Origin of the sequence: Paenibacillus sp. N3.4 (genome assembly GCF_008017805.1) — a bacterium.
In the GTDB taxonomy this organism is placed as follows: domain Bacteria; phylum Bacillota; class Bacilli; order Paenibacillales; family NBRC-103111; genus Paenibacillus_E.
Genome location: NZ_VRTT01000105.1, coordinates 1 through 17,925, shown reverse-complemented (window position 1 = coordinate 17,925; position 17,925 = coordinate 1). Strand labels below are relative to the sequence as shown.

Below are 17,925 nucleotides of genomic sequence, written 5' to 3'. Positions count from 1 at the left end.
TAAAAAAGACGGCTCCTTCCATTTTAAAATGGAAATGAGTCGTCTTTTTGTTTAGAGATTTAGAAATTCTGAAAAACAGAGAGTTCTTCAGTGGCCTCCCCTTGAGTTTGCTGGTTTTTCTTATAAAATCTATTTACAAATTAAGTTTTGAAGTGCTTATTTCGGGAATAAAAGCCGAATTACAAATAAGTTTTGAAGTGCTATTTACAAAATAAGTTCTGAAGCACTTTACAGACTTCCTTTGTTGTTTATTAAGCTCCCTTCCTTTCTAAATAACCAACATTACGTGCATACGCTAACATTTTTGCGAAGCTCGGGGAGCAAATAATACAGCATTCCTTATTGCGTGTATAACGCATGAAGGAGCTGTGACGGCAGCTCCTTCACCTTGCTTAGCACTTTATTTATCGAGCAAATTGTATATCGCTTTTGCCGTTTCGGCGCGAGTTGTTGTTGCCTCTGGATCAAATCTGCCTTTGTCGCGTCCTTGCATGAATCCGGCATTGACAGCCTTGTTGACTTCTTCATTCGCCCACGAGGAAACATTTCGAGCATCCTCAAAATTGGCTAGCTTATCTTTAGATTCCAGTAAAATACGCTTCTTAAACTCATAAGCTCTTACGAGAAGCACAGCCATCTGCTCACGAGTGATCGTGGCATTGGGAGCAAAATGCGTATCATCCATTCCTTTTATAATCCCAGCATGAACAGCCGCTACTATAGCCTCGGAGTACCATTGCCCTTTGGTTACATCGATAAAGGACGATTGTACACTTGTATTTGGGATGCCTAATGCACGAACCAGCAGGGATACGAATTGCGCTCGTGTTGTAGGCTGAGCAGGTCCGAACTCTTGGCTTGTAACGCCTTCAATCACATGCTTCGCGCTTAGTACTCGAATCGAGTTATAAGCCCAATGAGTGGATTGTACGTCAATGTAAGTTTTATTGTATTCGAGTACAGCATATTTAGAATTGTGTGATAAATCTGCTTCAAGGGTACCATTCGCCGCATTAACATTTCCTCCGATGTACTCCCATTGTTTCAAGGATTCGTTAAGGTAGTAAATGCCGAGCAGAGTTGTGTCTGTACCATTCGATTCCAACTTAAATCTTAATGTAACAGGTTCGTTGAAAACGACCAATCTGCTAGATTTTCCATCTTTGGTTTCGATCGTTAAATCAAACTCATAGAGAACGCCATTTTGCTTTATCAACGCACCGCTTGCATGATTCGCAGCATCCATTAAAGTATTTGTAACCGAAGATTCGATGGCTTTTAAAGTTACTCTAATTTGTGCATCCTTTGCCTCATCACCGCTTAACAGCTTAGAAAGGGCGATCAGAACAGAGGATGGGACCTCAATGGAATTTCCATTGGTAGTCATGATGGCTCCTTTATTTACTTGCAAAAGCAGCTCGCCAGTATTCCCAGGCAAGTAAATGTAATCATTTTTGTTTAAGTCAACGGTAATATTGGCAGATGTTCCTGATTGTTTAATAAGATCATTCAACCCATTGGCAGATAACTGGTTGACGGATGGCAGGATTGGGCCACCGGAAGAACTATTCGTGTTGACTGTAGATGAAGATCCCTGCGTGCTGACTGTAGATGAAGGTCCATCCGTGCTCCTGTTACCGTTCGGAAGCTTAGCCTCTACTTTAAAGGTGTAAGTGGTACCAGATGTTAGAGCCGTTACATGGTAAGTATATACGTTGCCCGTTACAGTGCCTAATTCATTGGTCCCTTCATAGATTTTATATTCCATAACTCCACCATTAGCAGGTGTCCAATTCAAGTCGAGACTTGTTGTTGTCACGTTCGTTGCCATCAGGCTGCTGCCTTCCGGCCATACTGAACCACTACCAAGGTTAACCGTAAACGATGAATTCCATTGCACGGCATGATTGCCCGTAAGATCCGTGACATCAATCGTTAAAGGATGGCTGCCGTTTGTTAAGGCGTATACGGAAGCTGTTACAGTCATGTTCGCTGCATTGTAACTATACGGCAAGTTCTTGTTATCCACCTTGACGACAATCGAAGCAGGATCAATTCCGGTACCTACTTCTGTAAAAGTAGCAGATATGTTTGGCGATGCTGTCATTACTGTCGCCCCGTTTGCCGGGCTCACCAATCCAATAGCCGGAGCTGTTGTATCAGGAGCTATTGCTGTTTGTTGCGTTGCAGTTGGTCCATTCGTAGTCCATGTACCGTTAGGGAGTTTAGCTTCTACTTTAAAGGTGTAGGTAGTAGCAGCTGTTAGAGCCGTTATATGATAAGTGCTGCCTGTTACAGTTCCTAACTCATTCGTGCCATTGAAGATTTTATAATCTGTCACTCCGCCGTTAGCAGGTGTCCAATTTAAATCGAGACTTGTTGTTGTGACGTTTATTGCGGTTACGCTGCTGCTAGGCGTCCAAGGCTTAGGGACTTCGACGATGAGCGCGTCCAGAATCGCAATCTTACCCATTGTTGCGTACGTTGATTGATTGATGGCCTTGATCGTGTGTTTACCCCACGATAGACCGCTTGCGCGAAAGACCTGCTGCTGCGCTAGTCGGATCGGTGAATAGCAGTCGACTGACTTTGCAGCATGCCATCGATGTACACGTCGATAATGCCCATGTCGGTAAATTTCTCCGTCACAACCGCAATGCCTGTTCCTTCGAACGTATATTCGAAATAGTCGCCTTGGGCAACAAAATAATGGATGTCATCCCCATAATCCCCGAGTCCTCGACGGCTGTCCGTGCCATAATCCCCCACGTAAATAATGTCCGAATCTGTGTCATTAATCGTCATCAATTCGACACTCGGATCCGTAACGTCCAGCGTGAAGCTGCCCGACTGCCCTTCAAGGCTGACGGTCAACACGGTCATTCCCCATTTCAACGCCATTACCCTTCCGTTCGCATCGATCGATGCCACGGTCGGATCCGAGCTGCTGTACACGGCTCCCGTCGTAACCGGATTTCGGCTGCCGTTCATGTAGACTGCTTCCGCGTTCAGTTGCATCGTTTCACCGACCTTCAACTCGCTAGCTCCCTGAAGCTCGATCGCCTTCAAGCCGGTGGTTCCGGCTGTTAGTGTAAACTTGTCGAGCAGCATACCTTTACCCGTCGGTTGACTTTCATATACGATGCGGAAGTTATGGATTCCTGCCGTTAATTTGATCCACTTGGACGAATTCACGAAGTTGCCGTCTCCGCCTGTATCCGGTACAGTTACCGAATTCGGCTCGCCGTCCACTTCGAAGCGGAACATCTGGACTGCGTCCGAGGCAACCCTGAAATCGAAGAGGTATAGACCTGTGTAGGGCACATACACGTTCTCATATCTGATGTAATCCTCTTGATTAAATTTGCCTACGGCCGTTACCGATTGCTCGCCATCCATGTAGGTACCTACTACAATACCAGTATCTTTTCCTGCCCATTCATATTCCTTATTCAGGTTCCACTGCATGTTATAATTTTCGGCTTCGATCGTCTTACTGAAGCTTCCTTGCAGGTTGAACTTCATCCAGTTCCAGACGATATTCGCATGGGCTTCCGTCCAGACAATCTTGAAAGAGTGGCTGCCCGCCTCAAGCGACACATTAAAATCCGACGTCTTCATTTTTTTCACGCCACCCGTATCCTCAAGGCTCAACTCCCCCGTCGCATCGACTCCGTCTACGAGCAGCTTGAACTTCAGAGCGTCAGAGTTAACCGTGGAATACCTCATTTGGAACAAATAATTTCCGGTTTGCGGCACCTGTACCTGATCGTACTGAAGCCAATCTCCCATGTCGATTACGGATACGCCAACCGTACCGTCATCATTTATGGCATCGTTCGCAAACAGCCAAGTCCCATCCTGAAGGCTTGGCAATTCCGCCTGGATTTTGATCTCGTCCGGGTTAGCCAAAGTAAACCGCATCCAGTTCATAAAAAACCAACGGCCATCCTCTCTGACGACCTTCATCGTGTGCCTGCCCGAGGTCAGGGTGATTTGCCTTTCCAAGGTCCGGTATTTATTGTAGCCTCCCGAGTCAGGCGTTATTATCGAACCGGTTACATCGGTTCCGTCCACCTCAACATGGAATTTATTCCCTTCTTCCGTTGAAAATCGAAACTCGGCCGTATAAGTGCCGCTAATCGGAACGTCTACGTTGCTATACTCTGCCCAATCTCCTGCATGCTCCATATATAAGGCGCCAAATTCACCTTCCGGAGGCGGCGAAACCCCATAGGCTCCGCTAGCGCCCGTGTAATCCTCGTTTTCCACCCGGAACTGGGCTCTAGGCGCCGGATCCGTATACGAGTCGCTGGAAGAAGCGATATTGACTGTTCCGATTTTATAAAGATTACCGTTTCCGTTCGGCATGGCTAGCGAGATTTTGGGGTTTCCAGCGGGATCGACCATGGCGAGTTTCACATCGTATGTACCTAGAGCCAACCCCTCCGGCAAAGTAAAGGAGGAATTGACATCATGAAAGTCTCCTTTAAACCATCTCGTCTGGTCTAAAGTCACATCCGTCCCGCTCCAAACCACGCCGCCGGTGGATGGATCCGTGAAATCGATTTTCAGCGCATACGACTTGGGACTGAATCCTGCCCCGTTATTGATCCAAGTTTGGGATAACGTAAAATTCCCGCCTGGCTTGACTTTGTCATTATAGGTGGCTTTAGGCATGACAAATCGGTATCCGGAATATCTGGCTAATGTGGTAAACCACTCACCGTAAGCTGCCTTCATATTGTTCCAATCCGCAAAACTCGTATTGTTAATTCCCTGCAGATTCGAGTGGTAAGCTTCAATGGCGTTTTTCACGACCATACGCGGATTGTTCAGCATAATACCGCTATCCCAACCTCCGCCTTCGGATACCTGTATGTGATCGCGACGCAATAAGCGATTAATCCATACATTCTCGCTGACCGTACCGTAATCCATCCAAGGGAATGCACTATTCACGGTATCGGACCGGAATCCCCAATTCTCGTTAGCAGCTGCATGCTCAAACCCGAACGCTGTATAGCGCTTTGCTTGCGTATTCGCATCGGAATCGGAAGGGACTACGGCAGCGCCGGGATTCGGCATCATGACCATCGTGTTTGTGAAAGCATTTTTATAAATATCGATCATGCTTTCTAAGGTACGCTTGCGAGTGGCACTGTCTGGCCATGGGAAGTTGGACGAATCATTCCAACCTGACCATTCGCCGAATAGGGAAAACGCTCTAAGATCAACCCAGGCCATGCCCGGGTTCGTATCGTATCGAGCAGCAAACGCGTCAATCGCTTTCTTAAGCTCCGTCAGAAAGATAGGGTCATAATAGATCGGCTGTTTGGCGGAATAGATTCCATTGTAAGGAGCCATTCTGAACGAAGCTCCTTTAACGTCAAAGAGCCATGCTGGCGGATAAATATACGGAAAAACATTGGGGTCGTTGGCGACATCCGGACTTTCGGACATCAGCAGTTGAAACTCTACCGTTTTCCCCTCGGCATTGATTCGGTTCATGAATGCGTCCAAGCGGTCCCAACTAAAACCATTGTCGGTCGGTTCAAAATCTGCCCAAGCGATCTGTAATCGCACGATGTCCGCATCCGCCGGTATCTGCTGAACCCCGTTAATATAATCCGTTATGGCCGGGTCATTCGAGAATGTGTAGCCAGGAGATCCCGCAGGCTTGGGAGAGTTGATATCAAAGGCTGTCCCGGTATAAGGATTTCCGTGAAGCACCTCGTGCGTGTCGGAGAAATACACCGTTTTTTCCGCAGCGTTTGCCTTATCAGAGAAGATCGTTATACTAAGAGCACACACGCAAAGCAATAGTAAATACCCGAGTTTCTTCATTCCAATCACTCCTCATTTGGGACAATTAGATGATCAAATCTTGATAACGGATGAGGCAGCCAAATTCCTCTCCGGAAGCAACGTACAAACGATTTCCCACGGCTGTGTGTAAGATGCATGAAATATAATGAATACTAGCCCACTCCGAGTCAATATCCTTCAAGCTTTCCGTCTCCTTGTTGACCCGCGGTCTGCCCAGATCCCTAAACCCTTCTCGAGGTGAGAAGGCGAATACGTGCCCGGCATCCTTCGTACCTCCGTAAATACCCGCAACCCGATCTCCCGATATCCGGATCAATCCTCTTAACTCTCCTGTGGAATACAATCTTCCATAGCAAATCACGCTGGTTCTATCGGCTGAGAGGGTATATAAAACACCATCGAATGTACCGCATACAAGTGTTCCGTCGTCAAGCAAGGCAGATGTCGTAATCGTGGATCTGAATGCTCTGCCTTTGATGGCTTGCGAAAGAACGTCAAGTTTCTCCGCATGCCCTGTGGATACCCTGTATCGGAGAATTTCGTCACCCCAACCGGATAAAATAATCTCATCCTCATTTAACTTGACAAGATGGCTCCAAGCTTCCTGCAGACTAATATTTATAAGCTCGTCTGTTTTTGATTCAACAGGGTCGAACAGGTATAATTTACCGTCCGAATCGCTTATGAGCAGCTTGTCTTCTTGGATCAGACAATGAATTTTATTTAATTTTTCGTTTTCAAGCGCGATCACCCGCACGCAAGCTTTCTTTAACAAGTCCACTACAAGCAATCGATGATCGGAAGTCACGACGAGAATCGTATGATCATTTCCGTCGATACAGGAAACCGGACTACCTTTCGCATATAGCTCCTCGAATAATAAAGGCTCCGCGCATTCGAAGTTCATCTGCAGCAGATAAACGCTATCGCTCCCCGTTATACCATATACATTTCCATCCGTACCTTCTTTCATATGCTTCACTTTGGCGTTCTTCCATGAAACGAATCTATGTAATGGAAAAGTACTAATTACTTCCGCTTCCATATGCAGATCATAGATTCTATCGTTATTCATATGCATATTGTGCAAGGTAATCGGTTTGATCTTAGCTAATGGCGCATCATCCCCAGGAACCTGAACCCGTTTCGTATCAACGGCTAAAATATAGGGAGAGTGTTCACCGCACACCTCTACCATATGCAGCAGCCCTCGGCGATCAAAGTGCATTTCGCAAATGTAGTAGGCTTGTTTACCGGAAGGTGAAATTAATCCAAGATTTTCCGGTTCCCCTCCGCCCAGAATATCCCACCTGACCAATCGCATCAATTCTGCATCATGATAAGATTCCAAACCGTAATACAGCACAAAATTCTCGTCCGCCGCTAAGCCGCCTATTGTATGGGTTAAATAAGGAGCCCTAGGCTGCTCCGGTCTTAAATGCACGAATCCATGCCTTACCGTCTCCAGGGTCTCGGGATCCAGCTCAATGACATCTCCATCGATATTAGAAATAAAAAGCATCGTATCTCTAGGCGTGTTAAGCGCGAAAATAAGCATTCTCCTGTATTTGTTACCAAATTCGGAGCGAAAGCTGACTTTTAAGTCCTCGATCACATCCTTTTCGGGATCAAATCTCCATAGCTCACCCGTGTAAGCGCCGCCATAAATACGACCTTTGGCATCCTTGATTAGCCTGCACGAGGCAAATTCACTGATTTTGCCGAAATCTTTCACTTCGTTGGTTTCCAGATCCAGTCGGTAAAAATGTCCGCGCATGTACCCTGTGAAATAATAGTAGCGCTCATCGTTACTCAGAATCCCGCCGTAAATGCTTTCCCTCGGAACAGGGATTCCCAATACACGGACGTCGTTCGAATCTGGATCGACCCCGGATAGCCTTCCCATATGTCCTCGTAGTGCTGCTCAAACAGCCATCGCTTATGATTGGGAGCCGGTGCCGTATTGTGCGTAGCCATAATCAGCCTTCCGTCCGACAGAAAATCTAACGACGTGTGAATTTTACTCGGCGGCATTTGGGCGGGATCGACGACCCAAGCTTTGGCTACATCGCAAATCTCCCTTATATTCCCCGTATCCGGATAGTACTCGTACAGGAGAGCCGATACCGGGTTCTCACCCTCACCGCATACGCTCACAAAGAATCGATCGTCCTTGGAGCGGCAAAAATCCCATGAGGCGTTATGGCCTTTTTCGTTCGGCAATTGCGTGAATCGGGTGTGTTCATCCGGTATACCCGCCAATAAATTATGCTTCATTCCCTTGCAGCCTCCGATGCTCTCCAATTATGGAGGACCCTTTGTGCGAATCCTCCATGTTCTTTCGGATATGAGCTTCTATTTTTTACCCGCCCTATAAGCGGAAAATTGCTTCTGTAATTCCGAGTAATACTTATCCCAGCCTGCCGCAGCCATTTCTTTTTTTGCGACTTCGATTCCTTTGTCATAGCTGATAACCCCTACCAAAATCGGTTTGATCCGCTCGTCGTATACAGAATCCAGCTTCGCCCTTTCCACTTTGACTGCTTCCATGTTGGGCATAAAACCGAACGCCTTAGAAGGGATGGCCCCGTTGTCCCATGTCTTGTTGATGGCTATGAAGCTATCCGGCACTGTCGCTTCATATCTCGGGAAATTCACGTTGAACAGCGCCCATTGGTAGAAAAGCTCGTCTTTATTGATCCTTTCCACTTTGTCATTTACGAGCTTGTAATCTTTATCCTTGACCCCATAGGCGAAGAAATCGAAATTATCCAAGTTCTTCTGCATCACATTCAGCACCATCGCCACTCTGTCGGCATTCTTGGAGTAGGCCGGCACCATGACAGCCGTGCTGGAGTAGGCGTTTTTGATTTTCGGCATGTCAGGAGCGAACAAGAAGTCCTTAAGCTTGGCGTTCGGCACGTTCTTTTGCAAATTTGGCAATACCTCAACGATGTTGTTTCCTCCGCTTCTTCCTTGCATCCACATATATTTGCCGGAGGCGAACAAGTCCTGCGCGGCAGCTTTATTGGTCAAAAAGTCCTTTGCCAGCAAGCCGTTCGTATACAGCTTGTTGAAAAAATCGCTCTGTGCCTTGAATTCCGGACTATCGACGAAGGAAACCAGCTTGCCTTCCGATGCGCTCTCGTCGGTCAAAAAGTATTTCAGCCCCTGATCCCACGTATAGCTCTTGTCGGACAAACCTCGTAAATAGGGCTGCACGAAAGAAACCGTATTCGGCGTCGCATACATATCCGGATGCTTTGCTTTGACAAGCGTGGCGAATCTATAGAGATCGTCCATCGACTTGATTTCGCTCATGTTGACTTCTTCCAACAAATCCTGCCTAACGCTGATTGAGTAAGCGTTTGCAGATAAAGGAGCATACCCCATCGGGATCGCGTAAAGCTTGTTATTGATCGTGAATTCTTCAAAATGCTGGGGCGTCAGGTTCTTTTTCAAATCCGGCATGTATTTGTCGGCCAGTTCAGTCAAGTCGTAGGCTTCTTTCTTCTGTACAAGTTGGTTCAGCCAGGTCGGATCTGTAAATGTGAAATCGAAATCCTGACCGGCGGCGAGCATCAATTCAATTTGCTGACCGGAGCCGTATGCCGACCATGGCATATACTGAACAGTTAATTCCGTGTTCAATTCGTCCTTCAATTTTTTGTTGACATCCGTCATAAAGTCTTTCATCCGTGGAGACTCATCGCCAAGCGCGACCATTTTGATTTTTTTGAATTCTGCCGGTTTGCCTGTACCGGAATCTGACGGCTTTGTCGATGCCTGTTGGGCGACTTGTGCTGACACACTCGGCGTGCTGCTCGTGGGAGTATCCTTCTTTGTCGTGCTACAGCCGGCTGTAAGTAAAGTAAATACTGTAAGAGCAAGTGAAGCGACAGCGATCTTTTTCATAAGCGGTTGGCCTCCTTTTATTATCTTTCTACTTAACGAGTATGTTTAATATGTTAACATCCCTCAAACTGTATGAAGCGAGGTTTTCTTTGGCGCCAAAGGAATTCCCCCGTCCTCCTTTTGTCATGAGGGACAATTTAACCATAGTCCAGCTAGCCTTTCACGGCTCCGATTACAACACCCTTGACGAAAAACCGCTGCAGGAACGGATACACGAGTATAATAGGACCCACTGTTACGCATGTCAAAGCCATTTTCGTCGTCTGCAGGGGAGCCTTGATTGCACTTGCCATCGCGGTGCCTTGATTGTTGCTAAGAAAATCGATATTGGACAGAACAGTGTACAGATAGAACTGAAGGGGGTACAATTGTTGATTTGTCATGAACATCATAGCCAGGTAGAAATCATTCCAGAAGGAAAGGGCATAAAATAAAGCGATCGTAACCATACCGACCCTTGCCACCGGGACGTAAATATGAAGCAGGATGCTGATATGCCCGGCTCCGTCGATTTTGGCCGCTTCGGCAATTTCAGGAGGCACGGTACTGAAAAAATTGCGCAGTAGAAATACATAGAACAGATTCATGAGCGCTGGAACGAATAGAGCGAATAGGCTGTTTGTCAGATGATAATATTTGGTTAGCAGAATGTACCAAGGCAAAATACCCGCATTAAACACAAGAGGGATATAGGCAAGCACGTTCAGCACATTTCGGTGTTTGAAGCTTCTCACCGAGGCCGCATAGGCATAGGTCGTCGTGACCAGCATGCAGGCGGCCGTCCCGACCACCGTGACGAATATCGTCACCAGATAGCCTGACATCACTTTATCGCCAAGCGAGGTGAAGATGAATTTGTAAGCATCCAAGCTGAAGTACTTGGGCAAAATCGCATATCCCTCCGCGACCACCTGCTTTTCGTCGGTAAATGATACACCAAGTACGATCAACAGTGGGTAGATAAAAAAGGCCGCAAACAGCACGATAATCATGTACATGAACGCAACAGAAAGCTTATCTGACAGCCTTGCTTTCAATGTAACGCCACCTCCTAAAAAATTTTATAGTCCTTATCGAATCGCCCTGCCACATAATTGAATGCGATTACAAGCGAAAAGCCGAAAATCGATTGATACAGCCCTACGGCCGACGCCATCGCGAACTCGCCGTTCTTGATAACTGACCGGTAAACGAACGTATCGATAATGTCGGTCGTCGAGTATAAAACCGGGTTCAGATTCGTTAACCCAAGCATCATCGTCAGATCGCCGTAAAAGATTCTTCCTACCGCGAGCAGTGTCAGGATGATGACGGTTGGGCGAAGAAGCGGTAGTGAGATGCGGACCATTTGCTGCAAGCGGGTAGCGCCTTCAACGATGGCAGACTCATAATAGGAGGGATCGAGGTTCCGCAAAACGGCATAAAAGATAATTGCATTATAGCCTGAAAACTTCCATATGCTGCTGATCGTCAGGATGACGGGCCAGTACTTCGGCTCCGAAAAGAAGTCGATCTTGGCAAACCCGAGCCATTGAAGCAACTGTTCGACAGTTCCTTTGTCGTAATCGATGAGGGTAAGCAGCAAGCCGCCGGCCACCGCCCACGAGATAAAGTAAGGGAAGAAAGAAACCGATTGTGCCGCCTTCAAAAACGTTTTCCCCTTGATCTCATTAAACAGCAAGGCCAGAATAAGTGAGATGGCAGTGCCGAATACAATGTAACAGCTGTTCAGCAGAACCGTGTTTTGCGTTGCTCTCCACGCTTTATCGAAGCTGCTGAAGAAAAAACGAAAGTTTTCGAAGCCCACCCAAGGGCTGCCGAATATCCCGTCCATGAAATTGTAATTTTTGAAGACGACCACAAGCCCCGCCATCGGCAAATAACAAAACATCAGCAAGTACATCAGGCCAGGTATCGCCAGTATGTACAAGAGGCCGTTCCCACCTATTTTGTTTCTTGGTTTACCCAATGCAAGCGATTGATTAATTTTAGGCTTACTTCCTGTTTGCGAATGCATCGTCCATTTCCTCCTAGGTTGACATTCGAATATCATTGCTAGCCCCTTCAACCTACACGTCCAGCTTCTTTTTGACAATATCACTTTTTATAAATGCTTATAATTTTTCGGCATTCACAGCTAATAATTATTTGACATCCTATAAAAGTGGCCACAGCTACTATTCGGACGCCTCCGCTCTCTTGTATACTGATTGTCAGAGCAATATATCGGGCAAAGGAGAACATTATGATCAGAAGCTATTTTCCTACGGTCAAAGGGAACATCGTATTGATAAAATTGTTTTTAAGTATTCTGAGCATTTCCACTTTTGCAGTTATTCTGATTGCTATATCCATTTTCTACTTATTTCAAAACAAGACGATTGAGGATCTGAATGTCGCAGATAACCTCGCCCTAACGAATATTCAGACGCTAGTGCATAATTCCATCGACACAACCGAAAAAACGATCATCGGTACCTATCAAAACCCCGCCGTCAAGAAGCTCATTTACGAAAACAATACCGAATGGAACGATACGATGATCGCTACGGTCAATAATACGCTGAGTACGCTTTCCACTTATTCGTTTATCAATTCGCTCTACCTGTTCGGAGAAGGCAATATATTATTCAAGGCATCAAACTCGGGAATCCCGGAGGAGGAAGAAGGACGCATAACGAGAATGCTTCGGACGGAAACCCCGGGGAAACCGATTCCCTGGACGTTCAAGCGAATGTCGGGAGAAGCCCTGCATATCATATCCATCTATATAGGCGAAAGATCGACAGGTAGTCAGGGGTATGACAGCGCTGTCATGGGAAATATCAACATGGATATGATCCATCAAGCAATCTTTCCAGCAGCCTTGTCCAAAGGCCAGGAAATTTACGTAGTCGATAAGAACGGAACGGTTCTTCTCCATAATGACATGGATCATTTCAACGCCGACGTTTCTCAAAAGCCATATATCACAAAAATGATGAAGGACACCAAGGATTCTGGTCATTTTACGACAACCGTCAACGACCGCAAATACAATTTTGGCTACATCCGTTCGCGGGAAGGCGATTATTATGTCGTCCACATGATGGAATATGAATTAAGTGTTCAGAAACTGACTGGAGCGAGGAATACGATCCTCCTAATCAGTTTTCTCGTACTGTTGCTGGTTCTCCTGACATCGTTCTATATTGCCTATCGCATCTACTATCCAATTCATACGATTTTCAACCGAATTAGAGGGTTGTTCGGCGATATCCCACAAGTTTCTTCCAATCGTAACGAGCTCCAGGCCATGTCTAATGCCACAGCGAAAATCATCGAGAGGATGAACAGCTATGACAGGCATGTGGAAAACAAGGCGGCGATGGAGATGTTTAATCTATCCCGAACAGGCATGAAAGGCGAAGAGATCGAAGATATTCTCAGAAGAATGAATATTTTGGCGCAAATGGGCACAGGAACCCCTCATGCCGTCATCGTTCTGAGAATAGGCAACTATCGGCAATTCGAAGAAAACAACACCATACAAGCCATCGACTTTCAGCTTCATTCAATCGGCAATATCGTTTCGGAGTACATACAAAGCTGCGCTAGCTGCCATGTCTATGCCATTGATACCGAACATGCCGTACTTCTCGTTACGGAAGCGCGATTCGGCGAAATAGACTTGAATGCACTCCTTGAAGATGCTTCCCAAGCCGTTTACAACATACTCGGACTTGATATCACGATCGGAGTAAGCCCAATAACCCGCCAGTCAACCGATCTTCCGGCACTTTACAAAGAAGCATACAGACTCACGAACTACCGTTTGCTGTTCGGAAAAAGGACCGTCATTAACGCTCGCAAGGCGAATAAGGAGATCACAAACGAATCGCTGTCCCATATATATATGACGGTAACCGAAGCTCTAAAGAGAACCTCGCTTCCTGATTACCTGGAGGCGCTGAATCGTTTATTTGCAGCCTGCAGCCTTTTGCGTTATGAAACGATTATCAGCCTACTGTCGCAGCTGGCCGTCGACATCGCCAAAATCCCCCAAGCCATTGGAATCAAAGGCGCTGCCGATAACAATCCCGATTATTACGAGCTCTATGTCAAATTCGAAAAATTTGAGGATTTCTCTGCTTTTACCGATGCCTTCACGGTGCTGTATGAAGAGATATCCACCGTACTTGCCAATCTCAATAATACGAATATGCGAGACATCGCGTCAAAAGCGATCGATTATATCGCAAGCAACTATCATAATCAGGATTTGACGGCTAACCTTATGGCGGAAAAGCTGAATATTACCCCATCTTACTTTAGCAAGATATTTAAAGAGTGCTCCCGTACAACCTTTCCGGACTACGTTGCCAGCCTTCGGCTCGAAAAAGCCCGGGAACTGCTTCTTCAGGACTACAATCAGGAAATCGTCGATATATCTGCCAAGGTAGGCTACACGAATGCTTCCTATTTTACGTCAGCTTTCAAGAAAAAGTACGGTATTACACCTTCGAAGTACAGGGTGAACGTTCTTTATGATAGAGAAATAAATTCCAATTAGACAATTATCTTCTAGTGAATGCTTAATATTTAATTGCTCCGCGATTTCAATACTCCGTCCAATCGGCGTAAGTGGGTATTGTTCTCTAATATCTACGACTTTATCTGACCAGGTTAATACCATTAGATAGCGACACTCTTCTTTAGAAAGAGTATGGTGTATTCTACCAGTCTTCCATCCTAATTCCCTGATAATGATTTCTACGAAATATCTTTTATTACAAAACAATGAATCATTGTAATATTTTGGAATGTAGGCCGATTAGTATGCCCACCATTTCATGTTAAACCTATTAAATTTTAGCCAGCAACAAACACTGAAGAAGCTGTATATATCATTCATATGTGATTTACTTTCTTTTTTTGATGTTTACTTGTAAAATTTCTGAGTATCTTTCAGATCCCGTTCATTACTTTTTGCACGAAAAGTAATGGAGTTATAAGTAGCATCGTAATCACGAGAATTCTCTCCTTTTTAATTATTGGTGTCAGATTTTGGTGGTGACTCCGCATTTTTTTCTATTCCACGTTCTGCGCTTAAGGTGACATCAATTAGATCCTTTAATTTAAAATGTAAGTTTATTTGGCGGAATGCTATCGATAAAACTAAAATTGCAATAATCGCAGTCAATGCAATGATTCCATCCATTAGATCCCCTCCCTCCCTTCAAAACTTGCTAATCTAATATACTAAGTAAATTTCGTCATATACGTATACAAAACAAAAGCGACCAGCATTGATCGCGCGTGGCCACTTCGTTATCCCTGTATACACTTATGCTGTTCTCCGCCGCGTCATCTGTTTGTTCCTCTTGCACAGATGGGGTTCGGTTCCCTGCGTTTATTTTTTCAAATACCTATGATGCCGCAAGGACACCTATAGGAGAAATCAATATTACCGTCGATTCAGTTTACGAATATGGTAGAATGTCCTCGATTGAACAACGAACAACACGGCGACAATCAAGATAGAACAGATCAACATTATAGGAACCATAGAAATATCCCTCCTTAATCCAAGTGCTCATCGTCTAGCTGTTTAGCTTTCCATTTGGCTGCTTTTAAGTCTACTTCAAACAAATCCTTCGGTTTGAGGTGAAAACTTGCTTGCCGAAGCGCGGAATGGAGAGAATCAGAAACGATAAGACGATCACTAAAGCAGTAACCTCATTCGGCATGGCTATGGTGGGGGTGAGGAGGAAGAGGCTCAGTAGAGCCTCTCCCTCCTTCCCTTTCAGCCTGAGAAGTGAAAATTAGACGTCTGTCCAGGTAACTCCAGTCTTAACGGTCACGTAGTTTAGAACGTTGTTCGTGATACTGGCTTGGGCGAATTCCTTCACGGTGCCGGATGCAGTTCTGGCTCGGAGCTGGACAGACGGGTAGCTGTCCAGATAGATGGCATCGGTGCATCCGATGTAGTCCTTCATGATTTTGCGAACTTGCCATGCACTGGAGTTGTTACATGCAAGCATGATGACTTTCTTGTCCGAAGTCCGGTAACCGATGGCCGTATGGTAAACACTGAATCCCGGTGTGTTGAAACCATTCACTTCAGAGGTCGTTTCCAAAGCAGAGACTTCATTGATGAAGGCCTGCTCTCCGGTGTTGGGGTCATAGTACTTGTCGAGGTAGTAGCCAACCCCGCCAATGGCCCAGTTCAGCGTGTTGCTGCCGGCGGTGAGTTGACTCAAGGTAGAGACGTGGCTAACAGCAACATAGGTCGAGCCGTTGTACGTATAGCAGTACATCGTTTGCCTCGGGTAACAGTTCGTATCGCCGCCGGTTACAGCCTTCACACCATTCCGTGCGGCAATTTGCCAGACCATCGGCGTACCGCCAGTTGCAGGGTCATTCCCCATATTGTAGAAGGTCCCGTTAATACCGAAGCGGTTCTGGTCATGCAGGTTACCAGTAGATCCAGAGCCGAAGCTTTCCACGGAAACCGCATCATAGTCGGCCACAATGACGTGGCAAGTAATACCATTTGTAACAAACGTGTTATAACGAGCAGTAGCCATATTCAATTCCCTCTATTGTGTAGCGTATCGTTACGCTATATTTTAGGTTAAAAAAAGAGTTGGGGTTTCCAACGCTAGGAACCTTTCCCCTGCGTTCCTGTCGCTGTCGTTTTGCTCTTATTCCTTAACCTTGGTTATAATATACAATATAGCGTAACATAACGCAATACTTTTTTTCTTTTTTCACCCTTCTATTTATTTTACTTTGGCGAAGATCATCATAGGGCTAGAGGCTCGTTGGTTAAGGGCGGCCAAAGGCCGGCGAGGCTTAACTTTACCAATGAGAAGGGGCTTATGATAGCCTTGAAGGGCGTCGCCGATTTGGCAGAGCATACGCCCTGGCAGCGGCTGGCTACCTTTCTTCGAATCCATTCCGAAAGGAACGGCGCACTGTCGCCTTTCCCTTCCTTCCCCCACCCCCTTTACCTCTTTGCCCCACGCCGCCGGGTTCCCCGATTTTGCGAAGCAAAAAAACACCCAATGGAACGGGACATTCTTCCACAGTCGCTTGGGTGTTTAAGGGTGGTCGGGTTTCCTTGGCCTCTTAGCCTTTCTCAATTACTTTACAGGGGAATTCCAATAGCCCAATATAAGCTGGGAGTTTGAGTCGTTTGGATTAAATTCAAACATCTGCCTCCCCTTCCAAAACGGTTCATCATCTGTGGCTTTATGTCGCAGTTCTACATCTCCGACAATTGTATAATCTAAGACCCCGACCCGAAAGGCGAACCCATACTCTGGCAGAGCCTTGATCTTGATGTAGTGTTTACCGGGAGTAGGCCACTCTTGGGGGTCACCCGTTGATGCTGTATCCACCGCTGCAAATTTATCCCCTTCTTTTTGTGGCACATTATGATTAAACACGTACACATAATCATCCAACAGCGCCACCAGTTCTTGTCCCACGGGAGGTAGTTTTTTTCGTTCCTCTACCCCCATCACTTCTGGATTCGGGGGCACATGATCTGTATACGGCTTAAAAGAATGAGCACCTGTACTCGGAAGTACCGGGACGATGGTGGGGACGACGTCTGTACTCGGAAGTACCGAGACGATGGTGGGACTAGTCGTTGGAGGAGATTCCTTCCCCTCACAACCCGTTGTGCTGGCAAACACAATTAGAAAGACAAAAATATATCGCTTCATAGGAGCTCCTTTCGAAGGACTTACTATTTAGACGCTCAATTCCCTGTTTTGTTTCATCGTACACAAATGTCCCTTTCTTGCCACTCTCCAAAAAAACAAAAGCCCCCTCCTATCATTTTTTACGGGAGAGAAAGGTGCTTTTCTATTCGGTGGGTGGTGTATTTCTTCTCCGGGGGTTGCTGGATCTCCCGGATTTGCTGCTCGTGATCCTTACGCAGCTGCTCGATCTGCCTGTACAGCTTCCGGATTTCCTCCGTCGCCTATTCGAGCTTGTCCTGTTGCTTCTCCATGGCATCCGCTTTGTATTCGTCACGCTCAGCGCACAATCGAGCGATCTTTTCACCGTGATCTTCCTCGATTTTCACTTTGTCCCATAAGATCAACTCCAAGATCCAATGTAGCTAGCCTCTTAGTTCTCTCTTTGGCTGTCTGCTCCAACTCGTCATTCGGCGATTTCTAATATTTA

12 protein-coding genes are annotated in these 17,925 nt (G+C 46.1%); 2 read left to right on the top strand and 10 right to left on the bottom strand.

Going from position 1 to position 17,925, the window contains the following annotated elements; all coding sequences use genetic code 11:
• Window positions 1-400: 400 nt before the first annotated feature.
• From FU659_RS31590 to FU659_RS31560, 7 genes are all read right to left on the bottom strand, one after another.
• Window positions 401-2,473: an S-layer homology domain-containing protein gene (locus FU659_RS31590; protein WP_147951203.1), complete on the bottom strand. Its 2,073-nt coding sequence runs from the start codon at window positions 2,471-2,473 to the stop codon at window positions 401-403.
• An 83-nt stretch (window positions 2,474-2,556) separates the two neighbouring features.
• Window positions 2,557-5,847 (bottom strand): carbohydrate-binding protein, encoded by a 3,291-nt coding sequence (locus tag FU659_RS31585; protein ID WP_147951202.1) that lies wholly within the window; start codon window positions 5,845-5,847, stop codon window positions 2,557-2,559.
• A gap of 25 nt (window positions 5,848-5,872) precedes the next feature.
• Window positions 5,873-7,735, bottom strand: a complete 1,863-nt coding sequence (locus FU659_RS31580; RefSeq protein WP_147951201.1) for a PQQ-binding-like beta-propeller repeat protein — start codon at window positions 7,733-7,735, stop codon at window positions 5,873-5,875.
• Window positions 7,642-8,106: a hypothetical protein gene (locus FU659_RS31575; protein ID WP_147951200.1), complete on the bottom strand. Its 465-nt coding sequence runs from the start codon at window positions 8,104-8,106 to the stop codon at window positions 7,642-7,644. The genes FU659_RS31580 and FU659_RS31575 overlap by 94 nt, the downstream gene beginning before the upstream one ends.
• A 78-nt stretch (window positions 8,107-8,184) precedes the next feature.
• A complete protein-coding gene (locus FU659_RS31570) occupies window positions 8,185-9,744 on the bottom strand; it encodes an ABC transporter substrate-binding protein (protein WP_147951199.1) in 1,560 nt (519 codons plus the stop codon).
• A 152-nt stretch (window positions 9,745-9,896) separates the two neighbouring features.
• On the bottom strand, window positions 9,897-10,781 hold the full coding sequence (locus FU659_RS31565) for a carbohydrate ABC transporter permease (RefSeq protein WP_147951198.1): 885 nt from the start codon (window positions 10,779-10,781) through the stop codon (window positions 9,897-9,899).
• Between the two features lie 14 nt (window positions 10,782-10,795).
• Complete coding sequence (locus tag FU659_RS31560; RefSeq protein ID WP_147951197.1) at window positions 10,796-11,761, bottom strand: ABC transporter permease; 966 nt, start codon at window positions 11,759-11,761, stop codon at window positions 10,796-10,798.
• Between the two features lie 228 nt (window positions 11,762-11,989).
• Here FU659_RS31560 and FU659_RS31555 point away from each other — a divergent pair, with 228 nt between their 5' ends.
• On the top strand, window positions 11,990-14,296 hold the full coding sequence (locus tag FU659_RS31555; protein WP_147951196.1) for a helix-turn-helix domain-containing protein: 2,307 nt from the start codon (window positions 11,990-11,992) through the stop codon (window positions 14,294-14,296).
• A 474-nt stretch (window positions 14,297-14,770) separates the two neighbouring features.
• On the opposite strand, the gene FU659_RS36005 is transcribed toward FU659_RS31555, so the two are convergent.
• From FU659_RS36005 to FU659_RS31545, 3 genes are all read right to left on the bottom strand, one after another.
• Complete coding sequence (locus tag FU659_RS36005; RefSeq protein WP_187274529.1) at window positions 14,771-14,944, bottom strand: hypothetical protein; 174 nt, start codon at window positions 14,942-14,944, stop codon at window positions 14,771-14,773.
• 604 nt (window positions 14,945-15,548) lie between these two features.
• Complete coding sequence (locus FU659_RS31550; RefSeq protein WP_147951195.1) at window positions 15,549-16,313, bottom strand: hypothetical protein; 765 nt, start codon at window positions 16,311-16,313, stop codon at window positions 15,549-15,551.
• Window positions 16,314-16,871: 558 nt separating this feature from the next.
• A complete protein-coding gene (locus FU659_RS31545; protein ID WP_187274528.1) occupies window positions 16,872-17,429 on the bottom strand; it encodes a hypothetical protein in 558 nt (185 codons plus the stop codon).
• Between the two features lie 179 nt (window positions 17,430-17,608).
• Here FU659_RS31545 and FU659_RS31540 point away from each other — a divergent pair, with 179 nt between their 5' ends.
• On the top strand, window positions 17,609-17,836 hold the full coding sequence (locus FU659_RS31540) for a hypothetical protein (RefSeq protein ID WP_222708691.1): 228 nt from the start codon (window positions 17,609-17,611) through the stop codon (window positions 17,834-17,836).
• Window positions 17,837-17,925: the final 89 nt, after the last annotated feature.

Coding starts and splice junctions, on each gene's coding strand:
- FU659_RS31590 (WP_147951203.1), bottom strand. CDS start 2,473: ATGGGTAAGATTGCGATTCTGGACGCGCTCATCGTCGAAGTCCCTAAG.
- FU659_RS31585 (WP_147951202.1), bottom strand. CDS start 5,847: ATGAAGAAACTCGGGTATTTACTATTGCTTTGCGTGTGTGCTCTTAGT.
- FU659_RS31580 (WP_147951201.1), bottom strand. CDS start 7,735: ATGGGAAGGCTATCCGGGGTCGATCCAGATTCGAACGACGTCCGTGTA.
- FU659_RS31575 (WP_147951200.1), bottom strand. CDS start 8,106: ATGAAGCATAATTTATTGGCGGGTATACCGGATGAACACACCCGATTC.
- FU659_RS31570 (WP_147951199.1), bottom strand. CDS start 9,744: ATGAAAAAGATCGCTGTCGCTTCACTTGCTCTTACAGTATTTACTTTA.
- FU659_RS31560 (WP_147951197.1), bottom strand. CDS start 11,761: ATGCATTCGCAAACAGGAAGTAAGCCTAAAATTAATCAATCGCTTGCA.
- FU659_RS31555 (WP_147951196.1), top strand. CDS start 11,990: ATGATCAGAAGCTATTTTCCTACGGTCAAAGGGAACATCGTATTGATA.
- FU659_RS36005 (WP_187274529.1), bottom strand. CDS start 14,944: ATGGATGGAATCATTGCATTGACTGCGATTATTGCAATTTTAGTTTTA.
- FU659_RS31550 (WP_147951195.1), bottom strand. CDS start 16,313: ATGGCTACTGCTCGTTATAACACGTTTGTTACAAATGGTATTACTTGC.